The organism is Rhodoglobus aureus, from assembly GCF_039527955.1.
Classification (GTDB): domain Bacteria; phylum Actinomycetota; class Actinomycetes; order Actinomycetales; family Microbacteriaceae; genus Rhodoglobus; species Rhodoglobus aureus.
In genome coordinates, this window is sequence record NZ_BAAAKW010000028.1 from 12,656 (window position 1) to 36,728 (window position 24,073).

At 60.0% G+C, this 24,073-nt stretch carries 24 protein-coding genes; 11 read left to right on the top strand and 13 right to left on the bottom strand.

Features of this window, described 5'->3' with window-relative positions; translation table 11 throughout:
• Nucleotides 1–5: 5 nt before the first annotated feature.
• Nucleotides 6–1,652 carry a DNA repair helicase XPB gene (locus tag ABD112_RS07495; RefSeq protein ID WP_343924613.1) on the top strand — a complete coding sequence of 549 codons (1,647 nt, stop codon included), beginning with the start codon at nt 6–8 and terminating at the stop codon, nt 1,650–1,652.
• A 71-nt stretch (nt 1,653–1,723) separates the two neighbouring features.
• Here the strand turns inward: ABD112_RS07495 and ABD112_RS07500 are convergent, their stop codons facing one another.
• The 3 genes from ABD112_RS07500 to ABD112_RS07510 all read right to left on the bottom strand — a co-directional run bounded on the left by ABD112_RS07500 (nt 1,724) and on the right by ABD112_RS07510 (nt 3,546).
• The gene (locus ABD112_RS07500; protein ID WP_343924616.1) at nt 1,724–2,974 is read right to left on the bottom strand and encodes an exonuclease domain-containing protein; all 1,251 of its coding nucleotides are present in this window, start codon (nt 2,972–2,974) and stop codon (nt 1,724–1,726) included.
• Between the two features lie 82 nt (nt 2,975–3,056).
• Nucleotides 3,057–3,269: a hypothetical protein gene (locus ABD112_RS07505; protein ID WP_343924618.1), complete on the bottom strand. Its 213-nt coding sequence runs from the start codon at nt 3,267–3,269 to the stop codon at nt 3,057–3,059.
• A 19-nt stretch (nt 3,270–3,288) separates the two neighbouring features.
• Nucleotides 3,289–3,546 carry a hypothetical protein gene (locus tag ABD112_RS07510; protein ID WP_343924620.1) on the bottom strand — a complete coding sequence of 86 codons (258 nt, stop codon included), beginning with the start codon at nt 3,544–3,546 and terminating at the stop codon, nt 3,289–3,291.
• Between the two features lie 146 nt (nt 3,547–3,692).
• Between ABD112_RS07510 and ABD112_RS07515 the strand changes: the two genes are divergently transcribed.
• The 3 genes from ABD112_RS07515 to ABD112_RS07525 all read left to right on the top strand — a co-directional run bounded on the left by ABD112_RS07515 (nt 3,693) and on the right by ABD112_RS07525 (nt 6,568).
• Nucleotides 3,693–4,385, top strand: coding sequence for a response regulator transcription factor (locus ABD112_RS07515; RefSeq protein WP_343924622.1), 693 nt, complete (start codon nt 3,693–3,695; stop codon nt 4,383–4,385).
• A gap of 92 nt (nt 4,386–4,477) precedes the next feature.
• On the top strand, nt 4,478–6,238 hold the full coding sequence (locus ABD112_RS07520) for a sensor histidine kinase (RefSeq protein WP_343924624.1): 1,761 nt from the start codon (nt 4,478–4,480) through the stop codon (nt 6,236–6,238).
• 39 nt (nt 6,239–6,277) lie between these two features.
• Nucleotides 6,278–6,568 carry a WXG100 family type VII secretion target gene (locus ABD112_RS07525; RefSeq protein ID WP_343924626.1) on the top strand — a complete coding sequence of 97 codons (291 nt, stop codon included), beginning with the start codon at nt 6,278–6,280 and terminating at the stop codon, nt 6,566–6,568.
• A 122-nt stretch (nt 6,569–6,690) separates the two neighbouring features.
• Here ABD112_RS07525 and groL read toward each other — a convergent pair whose 3' ends face one another.
• The 3 genes from groL to ABD112_RS07540 all read right to left on the bottom strand — a co-directional run bounded on the left by groL (nt 6,691) and on the right by ABD112_RS07540 (nt 9,415).
• Nucleotides 6,691–8,319 (bottom strand): chaperonin GroEL, encoded by a 1,629-nt coding sequence (groL, locus tag ABD112_RS07530; protein ID WP_343924628.1) that lies wholly within the window; start codon nt 8,317–8,319, stop codon nt 6,691–6,693.
• 220 nt (nt 8,320–8,539) lie between these two features.
• On the bottom strand, nt 8,540–9,112 hold the full coding sequence (locus ABD112_RS07535; protein WP_343924629.1) for a LytR C-terminal domain-containing protein: 573 nt from the start codon (nt 9,110–9,112) through the stop codon (nt 8,540–8,542).
• A 3-nt stretch (nt 9,113–9,115) separates the two neighbouring features.
• On the bottom strand, nt 9,116–9,415 hold the full coding sequence (locus ABD112_RS07540; RefSeq protein WP_343924631.1) for a DUF3263 domain-containing protein: 300 nt from the start codon (nt 9,413–9,415) through the stop codon (nt 9,116–9,118).
• Between the two features lie 134 nt (nt 9,416–9,549).
• On the opposite strand from ABD112_RS07540, the gene ABD112_RS07545 reads away from it, so the two are divergent.
• Nucleotides 9,550–10,656 carry a heme/hemin ABC transporter substrate-binding protein gene (locus ABD112_RS07545; RefSeq protein WP_343924632.1) on the top strand — a complete coding sequence of 369 codons (1,107 nt, stop codon included), beginning with the start codon at nt 9,550–9,552 and terminating at the stop codon, nt 10,654–10,656.
• Here the strand turns inward: ABD112_RS07545 and ABD112_RS07550 are convergent.
• Nucleotides 10,632–11,441: an HtaA domain-containing protein gene (locus ABD112_RS07550; RefSeq protein ID WP_343924633.1), complete on the bottom strand. Its 810-nt coding sequence runs from the start codon at nt 11,439–11,441 to the stop codon at nt 10,632–10,634. The genes ABD112_RS07545 and ABD112_RS07550 overlap by 25 nt on opposite strands.
• Entirely contained in the window at nt 11,441–11,899 is a 459-nt protein-coding gene (locus ABD112_RS07555; RefSeq protein ID WP_343924634.1) for a GNAT family N-acetyltransferase, read from the bottom strand. The genes ABD112_RS07550 and ABD112_RS07555 overlap by 1 nt, the downstream gene beginning before the upstream one ends.
• 53 nt (nt 11,900–11,952) lie before the next feature.
• On the opposite strand from ABD112_RS07555, the gene msrB reads away from it, so the two are divergent.
• The gene (msrB, locus tag ABD112_RS07560; RefSeq protein ID WP_343924636.1) at nt 11,953–12,351 is read left to right on the top strand and encodes a peptide-methionine (R)-S-oxide reductase MsrB; all 399 of its coding nucleotides are present in this window, start codon (nt 11,953–11,955) and stop codon (nt 12,349–12,351) included.
• Nucleotides 12,352–12,418: 67 nt separating this feature from the next.
• On the opposite strand, the gene ABD112_RS07565 is transcribed toward msrB, so the two are convergent.
• Entirely contained in the window at nt 12,419–13,699 is a 1,281-nt protein-coding gene (locus tag ABD112_RS07565) for a dihydrolipoamide acetyltransferase family protein (RefSeq protein WP_343924638.1), read from the bottom strand.
• Nucleotides 13,699–15,885, bottom strand: a complete 2,187-nt coding sequence (locus tag ABD112_RS07570; RefSeq protein WP_343924640.1) for an alpha-ketoacid dehydrogenase subunit alpha/beta — start codon at nt 15,883–15,885, stop codon at nt 13,699–13,701. The genes ABD112_RS07565 and ABD112_RS07570 overlap by 1 nt, the downstream gene beginning before the upstream one ends.
• A gap of 117 nt (nt 15,886–16,002) precedes the next feature.
• Between ABD112_RS07570 and ABD112_RS07575 the strand changes: the two genes are divergently transcribed.
• The 5 genes from ABD112_RS07575 (at nt 16,003) to ABD112_RS07595 (ending at nt 20,732) form a co-directional block, all read left to right on the top strand.
• On the top strand, nt 16,003–16,533 hold the full coding sequence (locus ABD112_RS07575) for a VOC family protein (RefSeq protein ID WP_343924642.1): 531 nt from the start codon (nt 16,003–16,005) through the stop codon (nt 16,531–16,533).
• 5 nt (nt 16,534–16,538) lie between these two features.
• A complete protein-coding gene (locus ABD112_RS07580; RefSeq protein WP_343924644.1) occupies nt 16,539–17,201 on the top strand; it encodes a GntR family transcriptional regulator in 663 nt (220 codons plus the stop codon).
• A gap of 43 nt (nt 17,202–17,244) precedes the next feature.
• Nucleotides 17,245–18,621, top strand: coding sequence for an NADP-dependent succinic semialdehyde dehydrogenase (locus ABD112_RS07585; protein WP_343924646.1), 1,377 nt, complete (start codon nt 17,245–17,247; stop codon nt 18,619–18,621).
• 73 nt (nt 18,622–18,694) lie between these two features.
• On the top strand, nt 18,695–19,738 hold the full coding sequence (locus ABD112_RS07590) for a ketopantoate reductase family protein (RefSeq protein ID WP_343924648.1): 1,044 nt from the start codon (nt 18,695–18,697) through the stop codon (nt 19,736–19,738).
• Between the two features lie 88 nt (nt 19,739–19,826).
• Nucleotides 19,827–20,732, top strand: coding sequence for an NAD(P)-dependent oxidoreductase (locus ABD112_RS07595; RefSeq protein ID WP_343924649.1), 906 nt, complete (start codon nt 19,827–19,829; stop codon nt 20,730–20,732).
• Nucleotides 20,733–20,801: 69 nt separating this feature from the next.
• Here ABD112_RS07595 and ABD112_RS07600 read toward each other — a convergent pair whose 3' ends face one another.
• The 3 genes from ABD112_RS07600 to ABD112_RS07610 all read right to left on the bottom strand — a co-directional run bounded on the left by ABD112_RS07600 (nt 20,802) and on the right by ABD112_RS07610 (nt 24,050).
• Nucleotides 20,802–21,605, bottom strand: coding sequence for an SDR family NAD(P)-dependent oxidoreductase (locus tag ABD112_RS07600; protein WP_343924651.1), 804 nt, complete (start codon nt 21,603–21,605; stop codon nt 20,802–20,804).
• Nucleotides 21,606–21,654: 49 nt separating this feature from the next.
• Nucleotides 21,655–22,941 (bottom strand): M24 family metallopeptidase, encoded by a 1,287-nt coding sequence (locus ABD112_RS07605; RefSeq protein ID WP_343924652.1) that lies wholly within the window; start codon nt 22,939–22,941, stop codon nt 21,655–21,657.
• 113 nt (nt 22,942–23,054) lie between these two features.
• A complete protein-coding gene (locus tag ABD112_RS07610; RefSeq protein WP_343924654.1) occupies nt 23,055–24,050 on the bottom strand; it encodes a sugar ABC transporter substrate-binding protein in 996 nt (331 codons plus the stop codon).
• Between the last annotated feature and the right edge of the window lie 23 nt (nt 24,051–24,073).

Here is a 24,073-nt window from a genome sequence, read left to right on the forward strand (position 1 = left end):
GTCGGATGAACACAGCACCCGACGGACCTCTCATCGTGCAGTCTGACCGCACGGTTCTGCTTGAGGTCGCGCACCCTCTAGCGGAAGACGCACGTCACGATTTGGCTGTGTTTGCTGAGCTAGAACGTGCCCCCGAACACATCCACACGTATCGCATCACGCGTTTAGGCCTATGGAATGCTCGCGCTGCTGGTCACGATGCCGATGCGATGTTGGAGACGCTCGAAAAGTATTCGAAGTTTCCGATTCCGCAGAGCGTCAGCGTTGATATTACTGAGACTGTTGGCCGCTACGGTCGCCTCGTCATCAACCGCGATGAGGATGGCGCCCTGACGCTTACTGCGATCGATCCGGCTGTTTTGCGCGAGATTACGCGCGGCAAGAAGGTTGCGAGCCTGTTGTTCGAGCGTCGTGGCGAGCACACCTTTGTGGTGCAGCCATGGGCGCGCGGTCAACTCAAACAAGAGTTGTTGAAGCTGGGTTGGCCTGCCGAAGATCACGCCGGGTACACGCCTGGCACTCCTCACGAGATGGACTTGGATGCCTCGGGCTGGGGTTTGCGCGAATACCAACAGCACGCAATCGACAACTTCTTCCATCACGGCTCCGGTGTTGTCGTGCTGCCCTGTGGCGCCGGCAAAACGCTTGTTGGCCTGGGCGCCATGACCCAAAGCAAGACCACAACCTTGATTTTGGTGACGAACACGGTGTCGGCGCGTCAGTGGCGTTCTGAGATTCTGAAGCGCACCACCCTCACTGAAGATGAGGTTGGCGAATATTCGGGGCAGACCAAAGAGATTCGGCCGGTCACCATCGCGACCTACCAAATCCTTACTGCCAAGCGAAAAGGCGAATACGCCCATCTTTCGCTGTTGGATGCTCTCGACTGGGGTCTGGTCATTTATGACGAGGTTCACTTGCTTCCCGCCCCCGTCTTCAAGTTGACCGCTGACCTGCAGGCGCGCCGTCGACTCGGCCTCACCGCCACCCTCGTGCGCGAAGACGGGCGTGAGGGCGACGTGTTTTCCCTCATCGGCCCCAAACGATTCGATGCGCCCTGGAAAGAGATCGAAGCGCAAGGCTTCATCTCTCCGGCGAGTTGCTTCGAGGTGCGCGTCGACCTGCCCGAGAACCAACGACTTGAGTACGCGGCATCCGCTGATGACGAACGCTTCCGCCTTGCCGCCACAGCCCCAGCCAAAACCGAGGTCGTGCGTGCGCTGGTGGAAAAGCATGCCGGCGAACGCATACTCGTGATCGGGCAGTACCTCGATCAGATCGATGAGCTCGCTGAGCAGCTCGATGCACCAAAATTGACCGGCGCAACCCCCGTAGCTGAGCGCGAGCGGCTGTATCAAGAGTTCCGCGAAGGAATCACAAAGCTGCTGGTGGTCTCGAAGGTCGCCAACTTCTCGGTCGACCTGCCTGAGGCGACCGTCGCTATCCAAGTCAGCGGGTCATTCGGTTCACGCCAAGAGGAAGCCCAGCGTTTGGGCCGACTGTTGCGCCCCAAAGAGAGCGGACTTCCTGCCAACTTCTACACGCTCGTCGCCCGCGACACCGTCGATCAAGACTTCGCCCAAAACCGTCAGCGGTTCTTGGCAGAGCAGGGTTACAGCTACACGATTCTGGATGCTGCAGATCTGACGTAGGCGCGGGTGCAGTGCAGGTGCAGTGCAGGTGCAGTGCACCCGAAAATTGAGGCTGCGACCCGCGCGGCCGTCTAGCGCAGCAGGCGCTCCAAGCCGGCCTCATCCACCACGGGGATGCCGTAGTCGCGAGCCTTTCGAGCCTTGCCCGAGAGCGAATCTGGGTCGGCAGCGACTAGCAGTCGAACCTTCTTGGTGACGGCATCCCACGGGGTGTAGCCGAGACCAACAATCTCTTCTGCGATCTCGCTGCGTGGGCGGCTCATTTCGCCGGTGAGCACGATGAAATCACCTGGGCTCAGTGCGAATCCCTGATTCGAATCGGTTTCGCCCTCGCGAAACGCCGCGCTGGAGCCGTGAGGAACCGAAGCAAGAGCGGCGCTCTCTAACGCCCCCGCGATCGTGGTGGTGGGGATGTCGAGCAGGTCGCCAACATGCACAAGGTCGGCTGTTTCGTCATCCGTCAAGATGCCGTCGTCCCATGCCGTTCGAGTCAGCTGGTTGAAGTAGTCGAGGTGAAGTAGCTCGCAGGTTGCCCGGCTGATGCCGAGTTCTTCGGCGAGCGCGACCAGTTCGCGTGTTTCGTGCACCGAGAAGTGCCGATCCAGCAAGCAAAGGTCAAGCAGAGCGAGGTAGTCGAGGCACTCCGCGGGACCGGCATATTCGGGCATCTTCTCGGTGATGCGCTGGAGGAACGACGAAGCTGTAACTTCTGAGAACGGTGGGCGCGGCATCCACTCTCGGTTGCCTGAAGCGAGAACCGGCCACGAGTGCTCGAGCGCTGATTCAAGATGAGCCTGCCAAAGTTCGTGCTGGTCAACCGATTGGATGTACGCGGCGAGCAGTTGGGCGGTAGCGAACGCGTCAGCGGATGCGCGATGGGCATCGTCGAGCTGAATATCGAGCGCTGCACAGCAGTCTGCGAGCGCACGCCCAGCACCCGGCAAGTATTCGCGTGCTAGCTGCATCGTGCACAGACTGACGAAATCCGAAGAGAACCACGACGCGGTTCGCTCAAGCTCGGCCACCAAAAATTTTACGTCGAAGCTCGCATTGTGGGCGACGAGTACGCGCCCCGCGAGCAGCTCGACAAGTTGTGCGGCGATCTGACTGAACGTGGGGGCATCCACAACATCAGAAGCACGGATCTGGTGGATGCGCTGCGGCCCGAGATCGCGCTCCGGATTGACTAATGTCTCCCAGCGCCCCTCGACAGCGCCGTCGGCATCAACATGAACAACAGCGATCTCGATGACGCGGTCGTGCCCGCCAGCGAACAGCCCCGTCGTCTCAAAGTCGATTACTGCGAAGCCAGGTCCAGCCATGTGAGTCCCCCATCAATCCCCTGCCACTGTACCGAAGGGCGGCTGCCGAGCGCAGTGTGCTCCTAGGCCCAGCGGCATCTAGTCAGTGGGCCGATTCAGTATCGGAACCCGCTTTGCCCACGATCGCGCCACAACGCCAGCATTTCGCCGGCAACTCTGCTTCGACGAGGGCGCCGCACTCGGTGCAAACCCGAGGCAACCAGCAGGCAGCATCGCCAGCGGTCTCGCCGCTAATCCCGTCGTTCGTCGCGTCGTTCGTCGCGTCATCCGTCGCGTCATCCGTTGCGTAGTTCACGCATCCAGTGTGCGCTTCTCTACGCTCGTGCGTGTCGCCTCGCCAGCAGGTCACGAATCAGCCCAACGCTGGCACACGCAACCAACAGGACAATGCTGAGAGCCATCAACGACATGGCGCCAAAGCCCACGCCTAGGGGCCACATCGGAGTCATCCCGTCAACGCTCCCCCACTGGGCGCTGTTCGAGTGTGCAAAGTTCGCGATGAGTGCCGTTGCAACAAACGACAGTGCCCCAACCCCGAACGCGACCAGTGTTCCCACAATTAGACGTTTCATCACGCGTCTCCCTCCACCCGAAATCCCGATACCTCTCACCCTACGCTTAAAAATGACGAGTTCTCAAAGAAATGCCGGCGGGGCCGAGAAGTCGACACGCCCACGCCCATCAGCCAACGTTCAGGAAACACGCAGATACTAGGGAAATGGCTGACGGACCCAAGATTTTGATTGTTGACGACGAACCCAACATTCGCGACCTACTCACCACGAGCCTGCGTTTCGCAGGATTTGCGGTGCGTGCGGTAGGAAGCGGGGCACAGACGATCTCGGCAGTTCTTGAAGAAGAACCCGACCTCATCATCCTCGACGTGATGTTGCCCGACATGAACGGCTTCGGGGTGACCAAACGCCTTCGCGCCTCCGGTTACACCTCCCCCATCCTCTTCCTCACCGCAAAAGATGACACGGAAGACAAGATCATGGGCCTCACAGTCGGTGGCGATGACTACGTAACGAAGCCATTCAGCCTCGATGAGATCGTTGCGCGCATCAAGGCAATTCTTCGTCGCACGATGGCCGATGACGAAGAGACGATCATCCGTGCTGGCGACCTCACGATGGACCAAGACACCCACGAGGTGTCGATCGGCAACGAGCAGATCGAGCTCAGCCCCACCGAGTTCAAATTGCTGCGTTACCTCATGTTGAACCCCAACCGCGTGCTCTCAAAGGCTCAGATCCTTGACCACGTCTGGGAGTACGACTTCAACGGCGACGCCGGCATCGTCGAGAGCTACATTTCGTACCTGCGCCGCAAGCTCGACATTCACACCGAAGAGCCACTCATCCAAACCAAGCGTGGCTTTGGTTACATGTTGAAGGCAGCAAAGGGCTGACCTAACTAGGTGGTCGGTTCGACTCGTTTACGTTGTTGAACTGGCCACAACTGGTCCCCGATTCCCAGCCACGCAAGGTACCGTTCACTATCATGCAGGAGAACATCCCCGACGCGTGGAGCCGCATCTCGCTTCGCACAAAAGTCACCGGTGTCACGGTACTTCTGCTCACCATGGGACTCCTCGTTGCCGGCGTCGGCACTGCCGCAGTTTTGCGTGACTATCTGCTGCAGCAAACTGACGATAAGATCACGGCCGCAGCCGACGACCTCGATGGCCGCATCCAGTACGCCGGAACAGCCCGCGACCCTCAGTGCAGCGTCTCTCGCCTGCCCAACGACCTCTACTTCGCGGTCCTCAACCACGACGGCAGCATGCGCTGCAATAGCCGTGAAGAGGATGCCGCGCGGCCCGTTCTTGAGGGCCTCACGATCGCGGTCGCCCACGAACAAACCGGCGCGTTTACCCTGCCCAGCACCGCTATCGGAGGTCAATGGCGAGTCATCGCCTACCCCGCGGCCAGCAGTATTGGCATCGACTTTGTGACGATAGTGATCGCACGCGACCTGGTCGATTCCAACGAAGTCGTCTCGCAATACGCCGCCATCTTCCTGTTCTTTGGCCTCACCGTGGTGATCGTCGGCGGTGCCCTCACCCGCCTGCTTGTCACCTCGACGTTCTCCCCGCTGCGCGAAGTCGAGGCAACTGCCGCCCGCTTTGCTGACGGTGACTTCGACCAACGCCTCTCGGGTGCAACACCCAACACCGAGGTAGGGCGACTCAACCACTCCCTCAACTCAATGCTTGGCCGAATCGATCGCGCTTTCGCTGACCGTGCGCGCACTATCGACCAGATGCGTCGCTTTGTTGGCGATGCCAGCCACGAATTACGCACTCCACTCGTCACTGTGCGTGGCTATGCCGAGCTGTACCGCATGGGCGCCATCACCAAGCCGGACGACATTGCGCAGGCCATGGAGCGCATTGAGAAAGAGGCCATCCGCATGGGCGGTCTCGTCGAAGATCTGCTCGAGTTGGCCCGCATTGACGAAACCAAGCCCCTGCAGCTCACTGAGGTCGACCTGTTGCCGCTGGCAAACGATGCGGCGATGGATGCCCGCGCCTCCGCTGGCCGCATCGTGAACGTCATCAACACCAACCCCTCAATCGACGCCCACCCCACCCTCAAGCCTGAACCCAGTACTGACACCAGTACTGACACCAGTACTGAACTGGGCACTGACACGAGCACTGACACGACGGTGATTGTGCTGCCCGAGAGTTCACACCCCTCGCCGAGCACCCCCGCCCGCGGCGTCGCTGCGTTGGCAACAGGCTCGATAGCGGCTGCTGGCGCGCGCCTGTCACGGCTTGCGTCACGCAAGAAGTCTGTTGCTGTGGCCAAAGCTGCGGCGCGCATCACTCAGGTGGTCGCCCCGCCGCCACAGGATCTCCATGCCGTTGTGATGGCAGAAGAGAACAAGCTTCGCCAGGTGCTCACCAACCTGGTCACTAACGCGTTGCGTTTTGCATCGCCAGAGACTCCGGTAGAGATCGGTGTCGGGGTTGACCGCGAGCGCCAGCTAGCTGTGCTGTCTGTTATCGACCATGGCGAGGGCATCCCGGAGCAGATTCGCGACAAAGTCTTCGAGCGATTCTGGCGAGCAGATAGCTCACGAAATCGCGAGACCGGCGGCAGCGGCCTCGGGCTCGCGATCGTCGCTGCGATCGTGCACGCACACAAGGGCACCGTTCACGCGCTCGAGACGCCCGGTGGCGGCGCGACCTTCCGGGTAGAGCTTCCCCTCCTCCCCAGCCAGCCTGACGCGCTTGAGGGCACCGAAGAGGATTAGTCTGCCTCGTGCGTTGCTGCTGCGACCTACCGTCGAGACATGACTCGATACCAAGTAGATAGCGACGCCGTTCTCAGCGCGACAGGAGCGGTGCAGAACTCCATCAGCAGGATCCAAGCAGAGGTTTCCGGGCTACATGGCCAGCTCACCAACCTTCAGGGGTCGTGGACCGGGCAAGCAGCGACCGCTTTCTCCACAGTGGTCACCGATTGGAAGGCGACCCAGCAGCGGGTTGAAGAAAACCTTGCGGCCATCAATCACGCGCTCACCCAGGCTGGCCAGCAGTATGCGGAGATTGAGGCAGCAAACGCTCGCCTCTTTGCCCGCTAGAGCAGCTGCGGCGGCGTCCGCAGCCCGCTAACGCCAGAATGGGCGCCTCCCGAAGGAGACGCCCATTCTGTGTACAGCGGTGAGGCTGTGTACAGCGTTTAACCTGTGTGCAGCGGTGAGACTTAGAAGTCCATGCCGCCTGACGGGTCACCCATGGGTGCCGCGCTCTTCTCAGGCTTGTCAGCAACAACAGCTTCAGTCGTGAGGAAGAGTCCCGCGATCGACGATGCATTGAGCAGCGCTGAGCGAGTTACCTTTACCGGGTCGTTGATGCCAGCAGCGAGCATGTCGACGTATTCGCCGGTTGCTGCGTTGAGGCCGTGACCGATGGGGAGGTTGCGAACCTTGTCAGCAACAACGCCAGGCTCCATACCGGCGTTGAGGGCGATCTGCTTGAGCGGTGCATCGATAGCAACGCGAACGATGTTCGCTCCGGTTGCTTCGTCGCCGACCAAGTCAGCCATTGCCTGGCTGTCGAACGCGATCTTGCCAGCCTGAATTAGGGCAACGCCACCACCGGCGACGATTCCCTCTTCAACAGCTGCCTTTGCGTTGCGAACTGCGTCCTCAATGCGGTGCTTGCGCTCCTTGAGTTCAACCTCAGTTGCCGCACCTGCCTTGATTACTGCAACACCACCGGCGAGCTTGGCGAGACGCTCCTGGAGCTTCTCACGGTCGTAGTCGCTGTCAGTGTTGTCGATCTCGGCACGGATCTGCTTGACGCGACCTGCAATCGCCTCTTCTTCACCAGCACCTTCGATGATCGTGGTCTCGTCCTTGGTGATAACGACCTTGCGGGCGCGACCGAGGAGTTCGAGAGTTGCGTTCTCAAGCTTGAGGCCGACCTCTTCTGAGATGACCTGTCCACCGGTGAGGATTGCAATGTCAGCGAGCTGAGCCTTGCGACGGTCGCCGAAACCGGGAGCCTTGACAGCTACCGACTTGAAGATGCCACGGATCTTGTTGACAACCAGAGTTGCAAGCGCTTCGCCGTCAACGTCTTCAGCAATGATGAGCAGCTGCTTGCCGCTCTGGATTACCTTGTCGACGATGGGGAGAAGATCCTTGATGTTCGAGATCTTGCCATTGACGATCAGAACGTAAGGGTCTTCGAAGACTGCTTCCTGACGCTCCTGGTCGGTGACGAAGTATGCCGAAAGGAATCCCTTGTCGAAGCGCATACCTTCGGTGAGCTCAAGCTCGGTGCCGAACGTGTTCGACTCCTCAACGGTGACAACACCTTCCTTGCCGACCTTGTCGATCGCCTCAGCGATAAGTGCACCGATCTCAGGGTCACCAGCAGAAATGGATGCGGTAGCCGCGATCTCTTCCTTGGTCTCGATCTCCTTGGAGCTAGCAATCAGCGCCTCGATGACCGAGTTGGTGGCCTTTTCGATACCGCGCTTGAGGCTGATGGGGTCTGCACCCGCAGCAACGTTGCGGAGGCCTTCGCGAACGAGAGCCTGCGCAAGAACAACAGATGTGGTTGTACCGTCTCCGGCAACGTCATCCGTCTTCTTTGCTACCTCTTTGACGAGCTCGGCACCGATCTTCTCGAAAGGATCGTCAAGCTCGATCTCCTTGGCGATGGATACACCATCGTTTGTGATTGTGGGAGCGCCCCACTTCTTCTCGAGAACAACGTTGCGACCGCGTGGGCCGAGCGTAACCTTCACGGCGTCGGCAAGAATGTTGAGGCCGCGCTCGAGGCCGCGACGGGCCTCTTCGTTAAAAGCAATGATCTTTGCCATGTGTATTTCTCGTCCCTCCCGGACGTCGTACAAGCGAATAAGTTGGCACTCGAACTATGCGAGTGCCAAGGTCAAAATTAGCACTCGACAGGGGCGAGTGCAAGACAGCCCAGCGCACTCCCGGGGTCGGCGGCGCGTCGGTTCCGCTGTGCGCGGACGTGGTTCTTTGCGGGCGGGGGTTGCTCCCCGTTCTGTGGCTAGGCGTTTGCCTTGCGGCAGTTTATTCGCCGCTGGGGAGGTAGTCGCTGCCGAGCACGATGGTGAGTTCTGCGGCTGGGAAGACGTCGGGTTCTACGAAGCGGATTTCTCCGACTCCAAGGGTGCTGACGAGGCCGGAGGCTACGTCTTCGTCGTCGGGGTTGCTGTAGTAAACGTAGGTGTCTTCGATGTCTCGGGCGGAGGCTGGTGCGGCGCTGCCCATTGGCCATCCGGCGGTGGTGAGTTCGTCGAACACGCTGGTTTGTAGTGCGCTTTCGGGGCTTCCGTTGAGCACGTCGATGGTGAGTGCTCGTTCGGGGTCGATTGTTGCTGGGTCGGTGAGGGGCTCGACTGTTTCGACGGGTTCGGGGGTGGAGACGGGTTCTGCGGGTGTTGCGAAGAAGGGGATGCCGAGGTCGTCATCCAGATATTGGCTGAGGGCGAAGAGTCCGCCGAAGACGAGCACACCGGTCGCGAGTAGTGCCCAGGCGAAGCCGATCCAGCCGCGTCCGCGTCGTTTGGGTCCACGGTGTGCGCCTACGCGTTCGACGTCGTCGGGTTGTTCGTCGAATCGATCTTTCGGGTAACTCGCCATTGCTTAGTCTGTCAATTCTTCGTTGTGGGGGTTGGCAGTGCGCACTGTGCGGTTGCGCATCCGGTTTTCTCGGTTGCGGCGCAGTCGGGAGACCAGCATTGGGTCGTATTTTACGGCGGCTGGTGCGTCAATTACGGCGTTAAGCATTTGATAGTAGCGTGCACTGGATACGTGAAACTGGGAGCTAATTGCTTCTTCTTTGGCGCCGACGTGTCTGGTCCATTCGCGTTCGAAGTCGAGGATCTGTGTCGCGTGTTCGGGCAGGCCTGTTGGGGCATGCGACGCGGATTCGGTTTCGGACACGGCAAGACCTCCCAGATTGTGGCAATTCTAGGACGCGGACCCTATGTGATTGCCTAACGACTCGGCTTAGCGGCGCAATCTGCGTTCGTGAAGGTTAGGATTGCCTTAGTACCCGATGTCTCTGATTGGCCTTCATGCGCATACAACTTTTCGCCACTGTTGTGGTGTTAGCTTGTGTCGCGCTTGTGGTTGGCGGATGCTCGACCGCGACGATCGCGGAGAGCCCGGCGGTTACGGTCACGGCTGATTCCTGTACTCCCCTAGCTCAGTTGGCGACTCTGAGCGATGCGAAGGATTACAGCGGGCTTGTTCGGGCGGCCCTCCCGTCATCCGGTATTTCTGCTCCGGATCCCGCGCCTGAGCAGTCGTTGCCGACGACGGTGATGTCGCACGATCTCAGCGGCGACACCTCCGTGACTGTCTCCTCGACCGATCGCGTGATCGCGATGGATATTTCGGGGTCGATTGCGGCAACTATTGCCGGCCTGGGTTTGCTCGACTCGTTGGTGGCGCGCGACATTTCGACGACGTTCGATGAGGCTGCTACGTTGCCCGTGATTACTTCGAGTGCGCACACAGTCAACAGCGAGGTGATTTTGGCGATGCGGCCGGATCTGATTCTGACGGATGGGTCGATTGGCCCCATCGATGTGGTGTTGCAGTTGCGTGATGCTGGCATTGCGGTGGTGTTCGTTGAAACGGATCCTTCGGTTGCTGGGGTTGCCGAGTTGGCGCGTCAGACGGCGACCGCTCTGGGCGTCCCCGCTGCCGGTGAGGTTCTTGGTGAGCACCTTCGTTCCGAGATTGAGGCGAAGATTACTGAGATTGCTGGCATTCTTCCGCGCGGGGATCGTCTACGCATGATGTTCGTCTACTTGCGCGGCACGTCGGGCGTCTACTATCTTTTTGGCCAGGAGTCGGGTTCAGATGTGCTGATCACTGCGCTTGGTGGTGTGGATGTCGCTGCCGAGATCGGTCTTGAGGGAATGCGTCCGATGACGGATGAGGCGATGGTCGCGGCGAACCCTGACCTCATTCTGGTGATGACTAACGGTCTCGCCAGTGTTGGCGGCGTGAGCGGGCTGCTCGAGGATCGCCCCGCGATTGCACTCACTGAGGCGGGCAAGAATCAGCGTTTTGTTGAGATGGATGACGGCGAGATTTTGAGTTTCGGCCCGCGTACCGTCACCGTGCTTGATGCTCTTGCGCGGGCGATTTACGCGCCCGCTTCTGGGTCGTAGGGAGGCTTTCGGCCGCGCCTACGAGCGACGAAGAACACGAGGCCGGCTGCGGCTGCGACCACCACAACTGTCAGCGCCACGACAGTGTTGCGCGCTAGCAAGGTAGTGAGCGCTGTGGGCGCTGGCATGCAGTCGCTGGTGGCGCCGAAGGTAACCGTAATGGGGTCGAGCTCTTCGCCTGCCGGGTAGGTTCCGAATGCGGCAGACCCGGCCTCGGTGAGGGTCGCGGGTGCAGCAGCAAGTGTTGCGGTGCCACCGGCGACGGTGAGACCAGAGGTGTCGATGTCGGCAAACTCGACACCGGTCTCGTCTACGGGAGTTCCGTCTTGAGTGGTGCCCGAGACGTCGAAGATGAGGTGGCCGGTTGTGCTGCCGTCGAAGCGCAGTTCAAGCGCGCTGAGGGTAGTGTCGAGAATTCCGTCGTGACCCATGAAGCGCAGGCTTCCGTCGAAGGCGAGAGTGCCGTTACCGGCGTCGAGCTGACCTGAGCCGGCGTTCCACCCGAAGTTGGGGGTCTCGTAGGTGGCGCCGTCGCTCACTGCCCATTCGCCGTTGGCGATGGTGCCGCTGATGTATGACCGAAGCGATTCTTTGACGCCCCAGGTGATGGCGGCATCCGAGATTTCGCAGGTCGAGCCGGCGGCGAGGGTCACGTCGGCTGTCGCAGAACGGGCGGCCGCGGCATCCGGTTCCGCAGCATTGCCGACCATCGGCGTAAGCGCGATGACGACGGCAGTGACGATGAGCGCTGCGGGCCCGAGTACGCAGACGTTGAGTCCTCGCACTACTGGGCCGCGCGATACATGGACTGGTGCATGATGGTGGCCTCTTCATAGAGGTCGCCGAATGATACGAATCCGAACTTCAGGTAGAGCGGAACGATGTATTCCTGCGCGTGCAGCATCATCGCTTCTCTACTGAAGTCTTCGACGATGCGCTTCATGATGATCTGGGCAAGGCCTTCGCCACGGTGATCTTCACGCACAACAACACGGCCGATGACGCGGTGGCCATCAAGATATTCGGCGGTTTCGTTGTAGAGAACGCGGATGTAGGCGGCGACACCGAGCTCGTCGGCGATCCAATAATGACCGGTAGCGTCTTCTTGATCGCGGTTGTCGAGTTCTTCTTCGTCGACTTTTTGCTCAACAAAAAATACGTCTGTGCGCAGTTTCATGATCGAGTAGAGCTCGGTTGTTGTTAATTCGCCCCAAGACTTGGCGATCACGGAATCATTCAGCACACAGTCGAGTTTAATGTACTGGGAAGCGAAAGCTGACGAACAAGGAGACCACTATGGCTTACAAGGTAAATAAGACTGACGAGCAGTGGCGCGAAGAGCTCGGGCTCAAGTATTCGGTACTGCGCGAAGCTGGCACGGATCGCCCCTGGTCTGGCGCGCTTCTCGACGAAAAGCGTGAAGGTACGTACCGCTGTGGTGCGTGCAGCGCTGAACTCTTTAAGAGCGGAACGAAGTTTGATTCCGGTTCGGGTTGGCCAAGCTTCTATGAAGCGATCAACCCGGATGCCGTGGAGCTTCGCAAAGACAGTTCGCTGGGCATGGTGCGCACCGAAGTTCTCTGCGCAACCTGTGGCTCGCACTTGGGTCACCTCTTTGATGACGCGTACCAGACCCCGACAGGCGACCGCTTTTGCTTGAACTCGAGCTCGCTGGAGTTCGACGAAGAGAACTAGTTTGACCGCTACTTCGACGGTCAGCGCCGCCCCACCCCGCACAGATCGGGCGGCGCGACCGTTGATGCTAGACGAGCATCCCCAGAGGGTTCTCGATGTGTCCAACGAACGCGGCGAGCCACTGTGCGGCGAGCGCCCCATCCAACACTCGATGGTCTGCAGAGAGTGTCACGGTCATGACTGTTCCGACTTCGATTTCTCCGTCGACCACTACGGGCTGTTGACGCGCAAGTCCGACAGCGAGGATGGCCGCCTGCGGCGGGTTGATGATCGCGGAGAACTCCGTGACGCCGTACATGCCAAGGTTGCTGACGGCGAAGCTGCCGCCCTCAAGCTCGTGTTGCTTGAGTTGACCAGCCTTGGCTCGTCCGGCCAAATCTGCGACACTGCGAGTGATCTCGGTCAGAGTTTGGCGCTCAACTGATCGCAGGACCGGAGTGACCAATCCGCGGTCAATCGCTACAGCGACTGACATATCAACGGTCGAATAGCGCGTTATCGCGCTTTCCCCCCACGTGGCGTTGGCTTCTGGCACATCGATGAACGCCATCGCCGATGCCTTGAGCACGAAATCGTTAATGGAGACCTTGACGGATGCGGATTCGTTGACTTCTTTGCGCAGCGCGACGAGTCGATCTACGCGGCAGTCGGCGACGAGGTAGAAGTGCGGCACCGTCGACTTACTTTCGGTGAGCCGGCGGGCGATCGCTTTACGCATCCCCGTGTGTGGCACTTCGGTCGTAGTGCCGCCTGTGGACTCCACCGGCGCGACTGCCGCTGCCGGGGTGGGCTCGGGAGTCGACGCGGGTGCCGCCGCAGTTGCCTGCTCGGGAGCGCTGAGTCCCTCGAGGTCTCGTCGAACGATGCGGCCGCCAGGGCCTGATCCGGCGACACCGCTGAGGTCGAGGCCTTGCTCTTTGACGAGACGGCGCACGAGGGGGCTGATGAATCTTCTGCTCTGGTCTGCCGGCTCGGCTGCTGGTGAACTTGCATCAGAAGCAGAGGACTCCGATGCGTCGCTGGCACCCGCTTGGCTGGCGTGGGGAGGGATAGCTTCTGTCGAGCCTTGCCCCCCTGGACCGTCGAGCTCAGCATGATCAGTACCCTCCCCCTCCGCACCGACAAGCAGAATTGGATCACCGACGCGGACGTCTTGTCCCTCTGCCACCACAAGCTTCAGCACTGTGCCGTCGACCTCAGAGGCGTACTCAACGTTCGCCTTCTCGGTTTCCACTTCGGCAAGGGGCATTCCCACAGTGATCGCCTGACCAACGGTGACCATCCACGTTTGAATTGCGGCCTCCGTGGTGCCCGCAAGCACCTCAGGCATCCGTACGACTGTAGACATCAGTTTCCACCCATTCCGCGGCGTACCCGTTCGAGACCGGCGACGACTTCTTCTGTGCGCGCGATTGCCGCGCGTTCAAGTACACGGGAGATGCTGGGGCTTGCTTCGCCGCCAGTTACCCGCTCGATGGGCTGGTCGAGCCAGTCGAAGAACCGGCGCTGCAGCTCGTCGGCAAGCCACCCGCCGTACGACGTTCCCTGAGCACCCTGCTCGACGATCAGCACGCTGTTCGTCTTCTTGATGCTGTCGCCAAGCGTTTCCCAGTCGATCGACGCACGATCTAACCAGCGCAGATCGATGACCTCGGCGTCGATTCCGGTCTGCTCGACTGCCTCGAGTGAATGGCGCACCATAGAGAGGTAGCTGATGACGGTTACATCGGAGCCTTCTCGTTTGATGCCCGCCTTTCCGAAAGGCAATTGGTAGTCGAGGTCACCGACGGGAATCTCTTCGGTCTGACCGTAAAGATCAACGTGCTCGATGACCAGCACCGGGTCTTGTAGCGCGAGCGCAGTGTTCATCAATCCGATGTAGTCCGAGGCAGACGATGGGGCAACGATGCGCCACCCCGGGCTGGTCGCAAAAATGCCTGCTGGGTCCATAAGGTGCTGTGAGCCATAGCCAGAACCCATGGCGACCTTGGTGCGAAGCACCAAGGGCACGGGGTTCACTCCGCCAAACATGTGGCGGGCTTTGCCGATCTGATTGAAGACCTGGTCGGCCGCGACCCACAGGAAGTCCGGGTACATGAATTCGACGACGGGGCGGAATCGGCCGTCCAACGCCATGCCTGCGGCAAGTCCGGTGAAAGCGTTCTCGCTGATGGGCGTGCCGAGAATACGGTCGGGGAACTTCGCGACAAGACCCTTCGTAGCGCCGTTCGTGCCGCCCTTGAGGCGGTGCACGTCCTCACCCATAACGACGATGCGGTCGTCTTCGGCCATGCGACGACCCATGACGGATGCGATGGCTTCGACAAATTTCACGGTTTCGGTTTCGCCGGTTGCGGTGATCGGCTCGAGCGTTCTAGCATCCGAAAGCTCGCTAGTGTCTCCGCGTACGCCGACATTGACGAAGTCGACGTCTGGCCACAGCTCGGGGCGAATTCTGCGCTTGCCAATTGATTCCGGGTCCGCCTCAAGTAACGGGGCGACTGCCGCGGTCATGGCCTTCTGCGACTGCTCGCGCACCGAGTCAACACCGGCTTGATCGATGAGCCCGCGGGCGATCATCTGCCGCGCAAGGAGCAGCAGCGGGTCACGCTCTCTCCACTCTGCCTCTTCCTGCTTTGAGCGATAGCCGAAGGCGCTTCCCGGGACCGAACCGTTCTGGTGGAAGAAGCGGTAAACCTCGGCTTCGATAATGGCAGGGCCCCCACCCGAGCGCATGACCTCTGCTGCCTGTTGCGTTGCGAGATGAACGGCGAGTGGATCCATTCCGTCTACCCGCCAGGACGGGATCGAGAAACCCTGGCCGCGCACCGACAGCCGGGTGTCGGCGACGCTTTCTGAAATGTTGGTCGCGACCGCATAGACGTTGTTCTCGATGAAGAAGCACACTGGCAGCTTCCAGGCTGCAGCGAGGTTCATCGATTCAAGCACAGAGCCGATCTGGCTGGCACCGTCTCCGAAGTAGTTGATAGTGAGGTCGGTGGTGTCGGAATGCATCTGCGCCCAGGCGTTGCCTGCCGCCATAGGTGCACCACCACCGACAATTGCATTGGTGCCGAGGGCTCCGGCTTCGAACCACTGGAGGTGCATCGAACCGCCTCGCCCAGCGCAATAGCCCTGCGAAAGTCCGAGGATTTCGGCGAGCGTGCGCTGAAGCACGGTTTGGATCGGCGCTGTGACCAGCGAACCGAGATCGAGGTTGCCGTCTGCGACGTGCGTGATTGCCTTGGCGAGGAACTGGTGGTGCCCGCGATGAGAGCCGTTGACCGCATCGCTTGAGCGGAGCCCGACGATGGAGCCTACTGCGCCGCCCTCTTGACCGATGCTGGAGTGGGCCGGGCCGTGAACCAGCTGCTCCCCCGCAAGCTCAAGCACCGTTTCTTCGAATGCGCGAATGAGGTGAAGCTCGCCGAGCATTGTTGCCAATAGGGCGGGATCCGCGGATTTCCAATCGGCTGCAGTCGTGGTGAGTTCCACCCAGGGTTGACCAGTTTCAAGACGTCGCTGTTTTGGCATGTCTGCCACGCTAGCGCAGTATTGAATCCAATCCAAGGGCGTTCTTCAGAAAAACCTCGAATTTGTTCGGCTAATCAGCCATAATGTATCCAATAACAACTGTGTGAGGGAGCGAGTATGAGCGCCGGACTACCGGGAATGCGGGGCATCGACCACATTGGGGTGACTGTGCCTGATCTAGATCAGGCGGAGCGGTTCTTTGTTGACGTGCTCGGCGCCGAACTCATCTACGCTCTTGGCGCTAAGCAGGCTGACGATGACTGGATGCAGGTAACGCTCGGAGTTCATCCGCGCACCATCATTCGCGAAATGCGGTTTCTGCGCCTCGGCAACGGCAGCAATCTCGAGCTGTTCAAATACGACTCCGCAGACGGCCAAGCCGACAACCCCCGCAACAGCGACATCGGCGGACATCACTTCGCCATCTACGTTGACGACCTCGACGGAGCCATCGAGTACCTGCGCACTCAGGGGGTAGAGCTCATGGGAGAACCGGTAGCAAGCGGCAAGCTGGCAGAGGGGCAGCGCTGGCAGTACTTTCGCAGTCCTTGGGGAATGCAGTTTGAGCTCGTCAGCTTTCCCGGAGGGAAAGCCTACGAGCAAAACTCTCCACGCCGACTCTGGCACCCTGCACGTCCGGCAGAATGAGAGCCATGTCAACCATTCAGCCCTCCACGCACGGCGGCGCGGGACTCCGCATTGCGGACGACCTGCGCACCGCCATCCTCGACGGTCAGTACGCGCCAGGCGCGCGGATTCGACAGGAAAATCTCGCCGACCGCTACGGTGCGAGCCGACTGCCTGTCCGTGAGGCGCTGCGCATGCTTGAAGGCGAAGGCCTCGTCAGACTCGTAGCAAATACCGGGGCCTGGGTGACTCACTTGAGCCTCGCGGACTGCGAGGAGATGTATCAAATTCGGGAGCGGATCGAACCGCTTCTCCTTCGCTACAACGTTCCGCTGCTCAGCGATTCTCAAATCGACCGCCTGGATGCCCTCGCCACTCACATGGAGCACGGCGACGACGTCGAACACTTTCTCGCCCTTGACCGCGAATTCCACCTCGGGTCATACGAAGCTGCCGAGACGACACTGCTCACAGATACAGTGCATCAACTTTGGAATCGCACCCAGCACTACCGCCGCGCGTTCATGCAGGCGTTCAGACCGAGCGACCGCAGTGTGCACCACGAACATCATCTTCTGGTTGCGGCGCTTCGACGTCGCGACGTCGACGAAGCAGAGCGCATTCTCGCTGCCCACATCCGGCGCACACGTTTTGAGCTCTCGCGGCATCCCGAAATCTTCGCGGACTGAACTTCGCGAGTCTTTACCCATCACCAAATTTTAGGAGCACCCCATGGCCATCGCCACGATAAATCCCGCAACGGGAGTCATCGAGAACACCTTCGAGCCGCACAATTCAGACGAGGTCGAGCGCAGAATCACCGCGGCCCAGAGCGCGTTCCTCGAGTTGAAATCCACTAGCTACGCGCAGCGCGGGCAGTGGATGCAGGCCGCTGCCGACCTGCTGGAGGCTGAAGTAGACGCGACTGCGCGGATGCTCACGATCGAGATGGGCAAGCCCATTGCCCAGTCGAAGGCTGAGGTGCTTAAGTGTGCCAAGAACATGCGGTTTTACGCCGACGAGTCCGAAGGATTCCTTGCCGAAGAGAAGCTCGCCGACCCGAGCTCGGTCAACGCGTCGAGCGCCTGGACTCGGTATGACCCTCTCGGCGTTGTCCTCGCAGTGATGCCGTGGAACTACCCGCTGTGGCAGGTCATTCGTTTCGCTGCGCCCGCCCTGATGGCTGGAAACACCGGGCTTCTCAAACACGCTTCGAACGTGCCACAGTCTGCGCTGTACCTAGACACGCTGTTCGAGCGCGCCGGGTTCCCCGCTGGCGCGTTCACGACTCTGCTGATCGGATCGGCAGAGGTCAAAGCAGTTCTGGAAGACCGCCGGGTGAAGGCTGTCACCCTGACCGGGTCAGAACCCGCCGGGCGATCTGTTGCGTCGATCGCAGGTGAACAGATCAAGAAGGCTGTACTGGAGCTCGGAGGTTCTGACCCATTCCTCGTCATGCCGTCGGCTGACGTGGATGCCGCGGCGACAATGGCCGTCAAGGCGCGAATCTCGAACAACGGCCAATCGTGCATCGCGGGTAAGCGCTTTATCGTGCACACGGATGTTTACGATGAGTTTGCTCGCGTGTTCAGCGCAAAGATGGCAGCTCTTGTCGTCGGAGACCCTCTCGACCCAGCAACCGAGATCGGTCCCATCGCGACAGAGTCTGGCCTCAACGACTTGGCAGAACTCGTCGATGACGCGGTAGCCCAAGGTGCTGAGGTGCTCACGGGCGGAAGCGCGCCAGATGGCCCCGGCTTCTATTACTCGCCGACAGTCTTAGCCGGCCTCACCGACGATATGCGCATCGTCATGGAGGAAACCTTTGGACCCGTCGCTTCGCTGTACCGGGCTGCAGATCGCGCCGACGCACTTGCAATCGCCAACCAAACCACGTTCGGCCTGTCTAGCGCCGTCTGGACCCAGGATTCCGAAGAGGAAGAGTGGTTCACTCGCAATCTCGACGCCGGCGCTGTGTTCATCAACGGCATGACGATCTCCTACCCGGAGTTGCCGTTCGGCGGCATCAAAGACTCCGGTTACGGTCGCGAACTTGCTGCGGCCGGAATCCGAGAATTCTGCAACCTGAAAACGGTCTGGAAGGCGTAACACCGCCCCCATTGAGCATGGCCCGCGTGCCGATAGTGCGGGCAATGCATCACAGCGACAGGAGTGAACGCCCATGGCAGGAATGAGAATCGCGGTGCTGGGCACCGGCGCGAACGGTGCATCGCTTGGTGCTGACATGATCCGCGCCGGGCTCGACGTGACGTTCATCGACCAGTGGCCCGCCAACGTTGAAGCTATGCGAGCCAGCGGGCTGACGGTGCATCTTCCCAACGGAATAAGCGAAATTACCCCGGTCACGGTCTACCATGTCTCTCAAGTCGCCGAGCTTCGCGAGCCCTTCGACCTAGTCTTCACCTCAGTGAAAACCTATGACACACGCTGGGCCACCGAGTTGATCAAGTCCCTCCTTCACGAGTCATCTTTAGTCGTCGGACTTCAGAACGGAATGACAATCGATGACATCGCAAACATCGTAGGCAGTGATCGGTCGGTGGGCGCAGTCCTCGGAATCGCGGCCAACATGGTCACCCCTGGAGTGGTCGTACGTCAGGTTTCACGGGACCAGACCTGGCTGACCATTGGATCCATGGATGGCGGTCGAACCCCCGCGCTCGAGGCCGCAGCCGCAGCACTTGGGCACGCTGGCAAGATTTCCATCTCCGACGACATCCGCGCTTCAAAATGGATGAAGCTCATCGCCAACATCCCCGAAATGCTTCCGTCGGCGATCCTCAACGTTCCACTCCTCGAAGCAAGCCGCATTCCGGGCGTACGAGCGGTGATGGATGCGGCGTCCCGTGAGGCCTATCGCACGGCGAAAGCACTCGGCATCGCGATAGTCCCGATCTTTGGGAAGACCGCCGAAGAGGTGCCTGATTCTGACCAGTACGGCATCGACCTGCTCGACGCCGTACTAGAGCGCTACTCGCTGCCGGATACCCGCGTGGCCGTACTTCAAGACTGGGACAAGGGTCGGCGCGCCGAACTCGACGCCTTCAGCGGTTATGTCGTCGCCCAGCAGCAGAAGCTCGGGACTCGTGCACCGGTCAACGAAGCGATCCTGCGAATTGCCGAACGCATCGAACGCGGAGAACTCGCACCCGACCCATCGAACGCCGCGCTCCTTATCGAGGCCGGTACGAACGCGCCATCCTGAATCGATCAGATCAGAGGAATCCCATATCCAGCGGCCGTGGAAAACGCGAGCAGAGCGACAACCATAAACCCCGATAGAAGGAGCAAACATGACTCGAATCGGATTCCTCGGACTCGGCATCATGGGCAACGCTATGGCTGGGCGACTCATCGCCACCGGTCACGAGGTGATCGTGTGGAATAGGTCGCCGGAGGCCGCCGACGTTCTCGTGGCGGCCGGCGCTGCACAGGCGGCTCCGCCCGCCGAGGCCCTCGCCGCACCTATCTCGTTGTCAATGTTCGCAAATGACGCAGCCGCAGAAGCAGTCTTGACACCCGAGGCCCTGACCGGTGTGTCCGGCCGCATCCACGTCAACATGGCCTCAATCAGCCCCGCCACAGCAGACCGCCTCGGCGACGTGCACCGCGGCGCGGGCGTGGACTACGTTGCCGCCCCGGTGCTGGGGCGGCCGCCAGTCGCCGCGGCAGGAGCGCTCAACATCATCGTCGCTGGCCCGGAGTCGGCGCTTAAAACTGTGAACCCCATCCTCGACGCCCTCGGTTCGCGGGTGTGGCAGTTCGGGGCGGAACCCCGCCGCGCCAACGCAACGAAAATCGCGGTCAACTTCACGATTCTCCATGCCCTCCAAGCGCTCGCCGAAGGCGTGACTCTCGTCGAGGCACACGACATCGATGCGAGTGACTTCGTTGACCTGCTGTCGGGCACGCTCTTTGCCGGAGTCGTTTACAGCGGCTACGGGCCTGTCATTGCAGAACGGCGCTACAGTCCCGCGCTGTTCGCCCTGCCGCTCGGGCTCAAGGATCTCGGCCTTGCCGAGGACCTCGCCGCCGAAGGCGGCGTGGTCCTGCCTACGGCGGCGATTCTTCGCGATCGTTTCGAGCGCGCGCAGGCGGATCCGACCTTGGCTGACCTCGATTGGGCGGCCGTCGCAGAAGTTACGCGTCGTCCGGATCACGATCTTCACACAGGCGAACAGCCGGTCGAGAAGATTTAACACCGACCACACTAATGAAGCGCCCTGGCCAGTGGCCTGAGCGCTTCATCATTGTGCGTGGTTATGTGCTTACTGGATGACCATTCCGCCGTCAATCATGAGCAGCTGCCCTGTCATGTAGTCACTGTCGGAACTCACGAGGAATCCCGCAGTTCCCACGATGTCTTCCGGGTACGAGTAGCGCTTCATGAGGATCATGTTCTCCGCGATGTCATCCATGGACTGACCCGGCTTCTTGAACATGCCCATCTCGACCAGGTCCTTGTCCAACTGCGCCCAGAGTTCGGTGGCCACGACGCCCGGGCCGTAGCCATTGACGGTGATGTTGTGCTCTATAAGCGACTTGGCGCCGGCCTTTATAAGACCCAACACGGCGTGCTTGCTCGCCGTGTAGACCGTAACGTCGATGAACGCTTCGCGCGACAGGATCGAACCGACATTGACAATCTTGTAGGGGAAATCCTTCTTGCCCTGTGCCTTCATCTGCTTGGCGGCCTCCTGCATGCACACGAGGGTTCCCCATGCGTTGACATCCATGATGCGCTGCCAGTTTTCCTCGGTGATGTCGAGGAAGAACAGGGGCTTGTTGATACCCGCGTTGTTGAGCAAAACGTTGATGCTGCCAAATTCCTTGACGGTGTGTGCAACTGCTGCAGCGGCATCCTTACGCTTCGTCACGTCGAGTTTCACCGAGGTAGCAATTCCGCCTGCGTCGTTGATCTCCTTCGCAACGGCGGCGACACCTTCTTCATTGACGTCACCGAGACAAACTTTCGCCCCCTGCGCGGCGCAGTATTTGCCAACGGCCGCGCCCATTCCCTGGGCTCCGCCCGTAATAAGAATGTTCTTGCCTACAAGTCGAGTGGTGTCCATGACTCTATTTACCTTCCAATGTGAATTCGTACATAGCTCAATAATTTATTTAGTACTTGTTTGCTACAAAAAGCTCTTGCGCTGGAAACTTGGTGAGCACCTGCACGCCCGTGCGGGTAACCACTACTTCCTCTTCAATGCGTGCCGCCGAAATGCCGTCAGAGGCGGGGCAGTAGGTCTCGAGAGCGAACACCATACCCGCCTCGATCTCAACCGGATTGGTCAGCGAGTTGAGTCGCGAAATGATCGGCCGCTCATGGAGGCCGAGCCCGAGGCCGTGGCCGAACTGCAGCCCAAAGCCTTCCATCTCATTTGCGATGCCAATATCGGTGGCTTTTGGCCACAACTTGGCGATCTCATCGGTGCCGACCCCTGCTCGTACGGTCTCGATCGCGGAATCCATCCACTCGCGTGCGCGTGAGTACGCGTCATGCTGAGCTGGCGTGGAGCTGCCAACGGAGAAGGTGCGGTAGTAGCAGGTGCGGTATCCATTGAACGAATGGATGATGTCGAAAAAGGCTTGATCGCCCGGGCGAATGATTCGGTCAGTGAAGTTGTGGGGGTGAGGGTTGCAGCGCTCGCCAGAGACGGCGTTGATGGCTTCGACCTGCTCCGAGCCCATCTCATAAAGTTTTTTGGATGCAAGAGCGACGATCTCATTCTCGCGAACGCCGGGGCGCAGCGCGTTGGCAATGTCGTCATAAACCCCATCGACCATGGCAGCAGCTTGGCTGAGCAACATGATCTCGTCGACGTTCTTGATCGCGCGCGCATCAAGCATCGACTGCTGGATGTCAACAACGGTGAGGCCCTGTGCCTGCATCTCAAAAAGAAAGGCCGGCTCGACGATGTCGACGCCTACGGGCATGCCTGCAACTCCTGCGTCGGCCAATAACCCCTTGATGGTGGTGACGGCTTCCTTCATGAGGCCTACGTCTGGGTGTACGGCGCCGCGAAGTCCGAGCATGCCGGCGTGGCTATGGCCTTCTGCCAACCAGGGAGAAAAGAGTGCGTGGTGCTTTGCCGCGGATCCAAAATCCCACAGATGCGGCTTGCCGTCACGGGTCAAGAGGGCGTACCTCGACATTTTGTCGCCGAGCGCGCCACCGATCCAGGTCTGGGTCGAGTAGCGGATGTTGTACTGGTCAAAGAAGAGGAAGGCGCCACAGTCGCTCGCTTCGAGCGACTGCATGCTGCGTGCGAGGCGATAGTTACGAAGTCGGTTGAAGTCGACGCGCTGTTCGAAGTCCACTGCCATGTGTCCATGCGCCGGAATCATCCGGTTATCGAAGTCCAACGCCGGCGATATCGGCTGGGTATCGAAGTTGTTAATCATGACTGTGTCTCCTGAAAGATGTGAATAAGTACTGGGCGTTGGCTGGGCAAGCGGTGCGCTCGCCCAACCAACGGCAGTTAGTTACAGCTGTGCTTAGCTACTGCGGTGGGTGGTTACCACTCAGGCGCGACAGCTGCATCGGAGGCGTTGTCCTCAGTGACCTTCACCGAAGGCATGAACAGGTTGTCTTCTACGGTCTCGCCTGTGAGCACGTTGTAGGCCAGAACGACAGCGTTCTCGCCGTCCCATGAGGACGACTGGAATACGGTGCCGTACAGGTCACCTGAAATCACGAGCGGATTGCCCAAGAAGGTGTTTCCGATGGAGGTGATGATCAGGCTGGAGGGATCGATACCACGAGCCTTGAGTGCATCGATCGCACCGGCGACCATTGTGTCGTCTGCTGCGTAAATTCCCTGAACGTTGTCCGCGCCCACTGATGTCAGCATTTCTGATGTCGCGATCTGTGAGTCATCCTTGTTCCAGTTACCTGGCTGCGAGGCCAAGATCGTGATATTGGTGCAGTTCTCGGCGATGTAGTCAGCGAAACCTTCGTGACGATTGATTGCCGTCGAGTTTCCGGTCAGACCATCGATCACGAGGATATTGGTGGGCGCGCCGTCGGCAGCGTCACACATCATCTCGGCTGAGGCAGCACCCTGGCCGTACGTGTCGGGGCCTGAGTAGCCTTGAATCAAGTCCTTGTCCTCGGGGTTTACGTCAGAGTTTGTGGCAGTGACGGGAATTCCCGCTGCTTTCGCAGCTTCAAGACACGGACGAACAGTGTCACCCACGGCGGGCCACAAGATGATCAGGTCGGGCGCGGCAGCGACTGCAACTTTGCAGTCACTTGCCTGCGTGTCAGCGTCGTACTGCGAGTTGGTGATCGTCAGGTCGATCCCCAGCTCGTCAGCCTTGGCCTGCATTGCTGGCAGGTAAGTGGTGCCGTACGGCTGGTCTGTTCCCTGGGGAAGGAGTGCGTAGACGTTGTAGCTGTCCGACGAGCCAGCTGACGGGTCAGCTTCCTCGGTTGCTGCACAACCAGAGAGCGCGAGCCCTGCAACCGCAAGCGCCGCTACTGCGGGGAAAAGGATGCGAAAACGTCGCATTTTCTGCCTCTTTCTGTTGAATG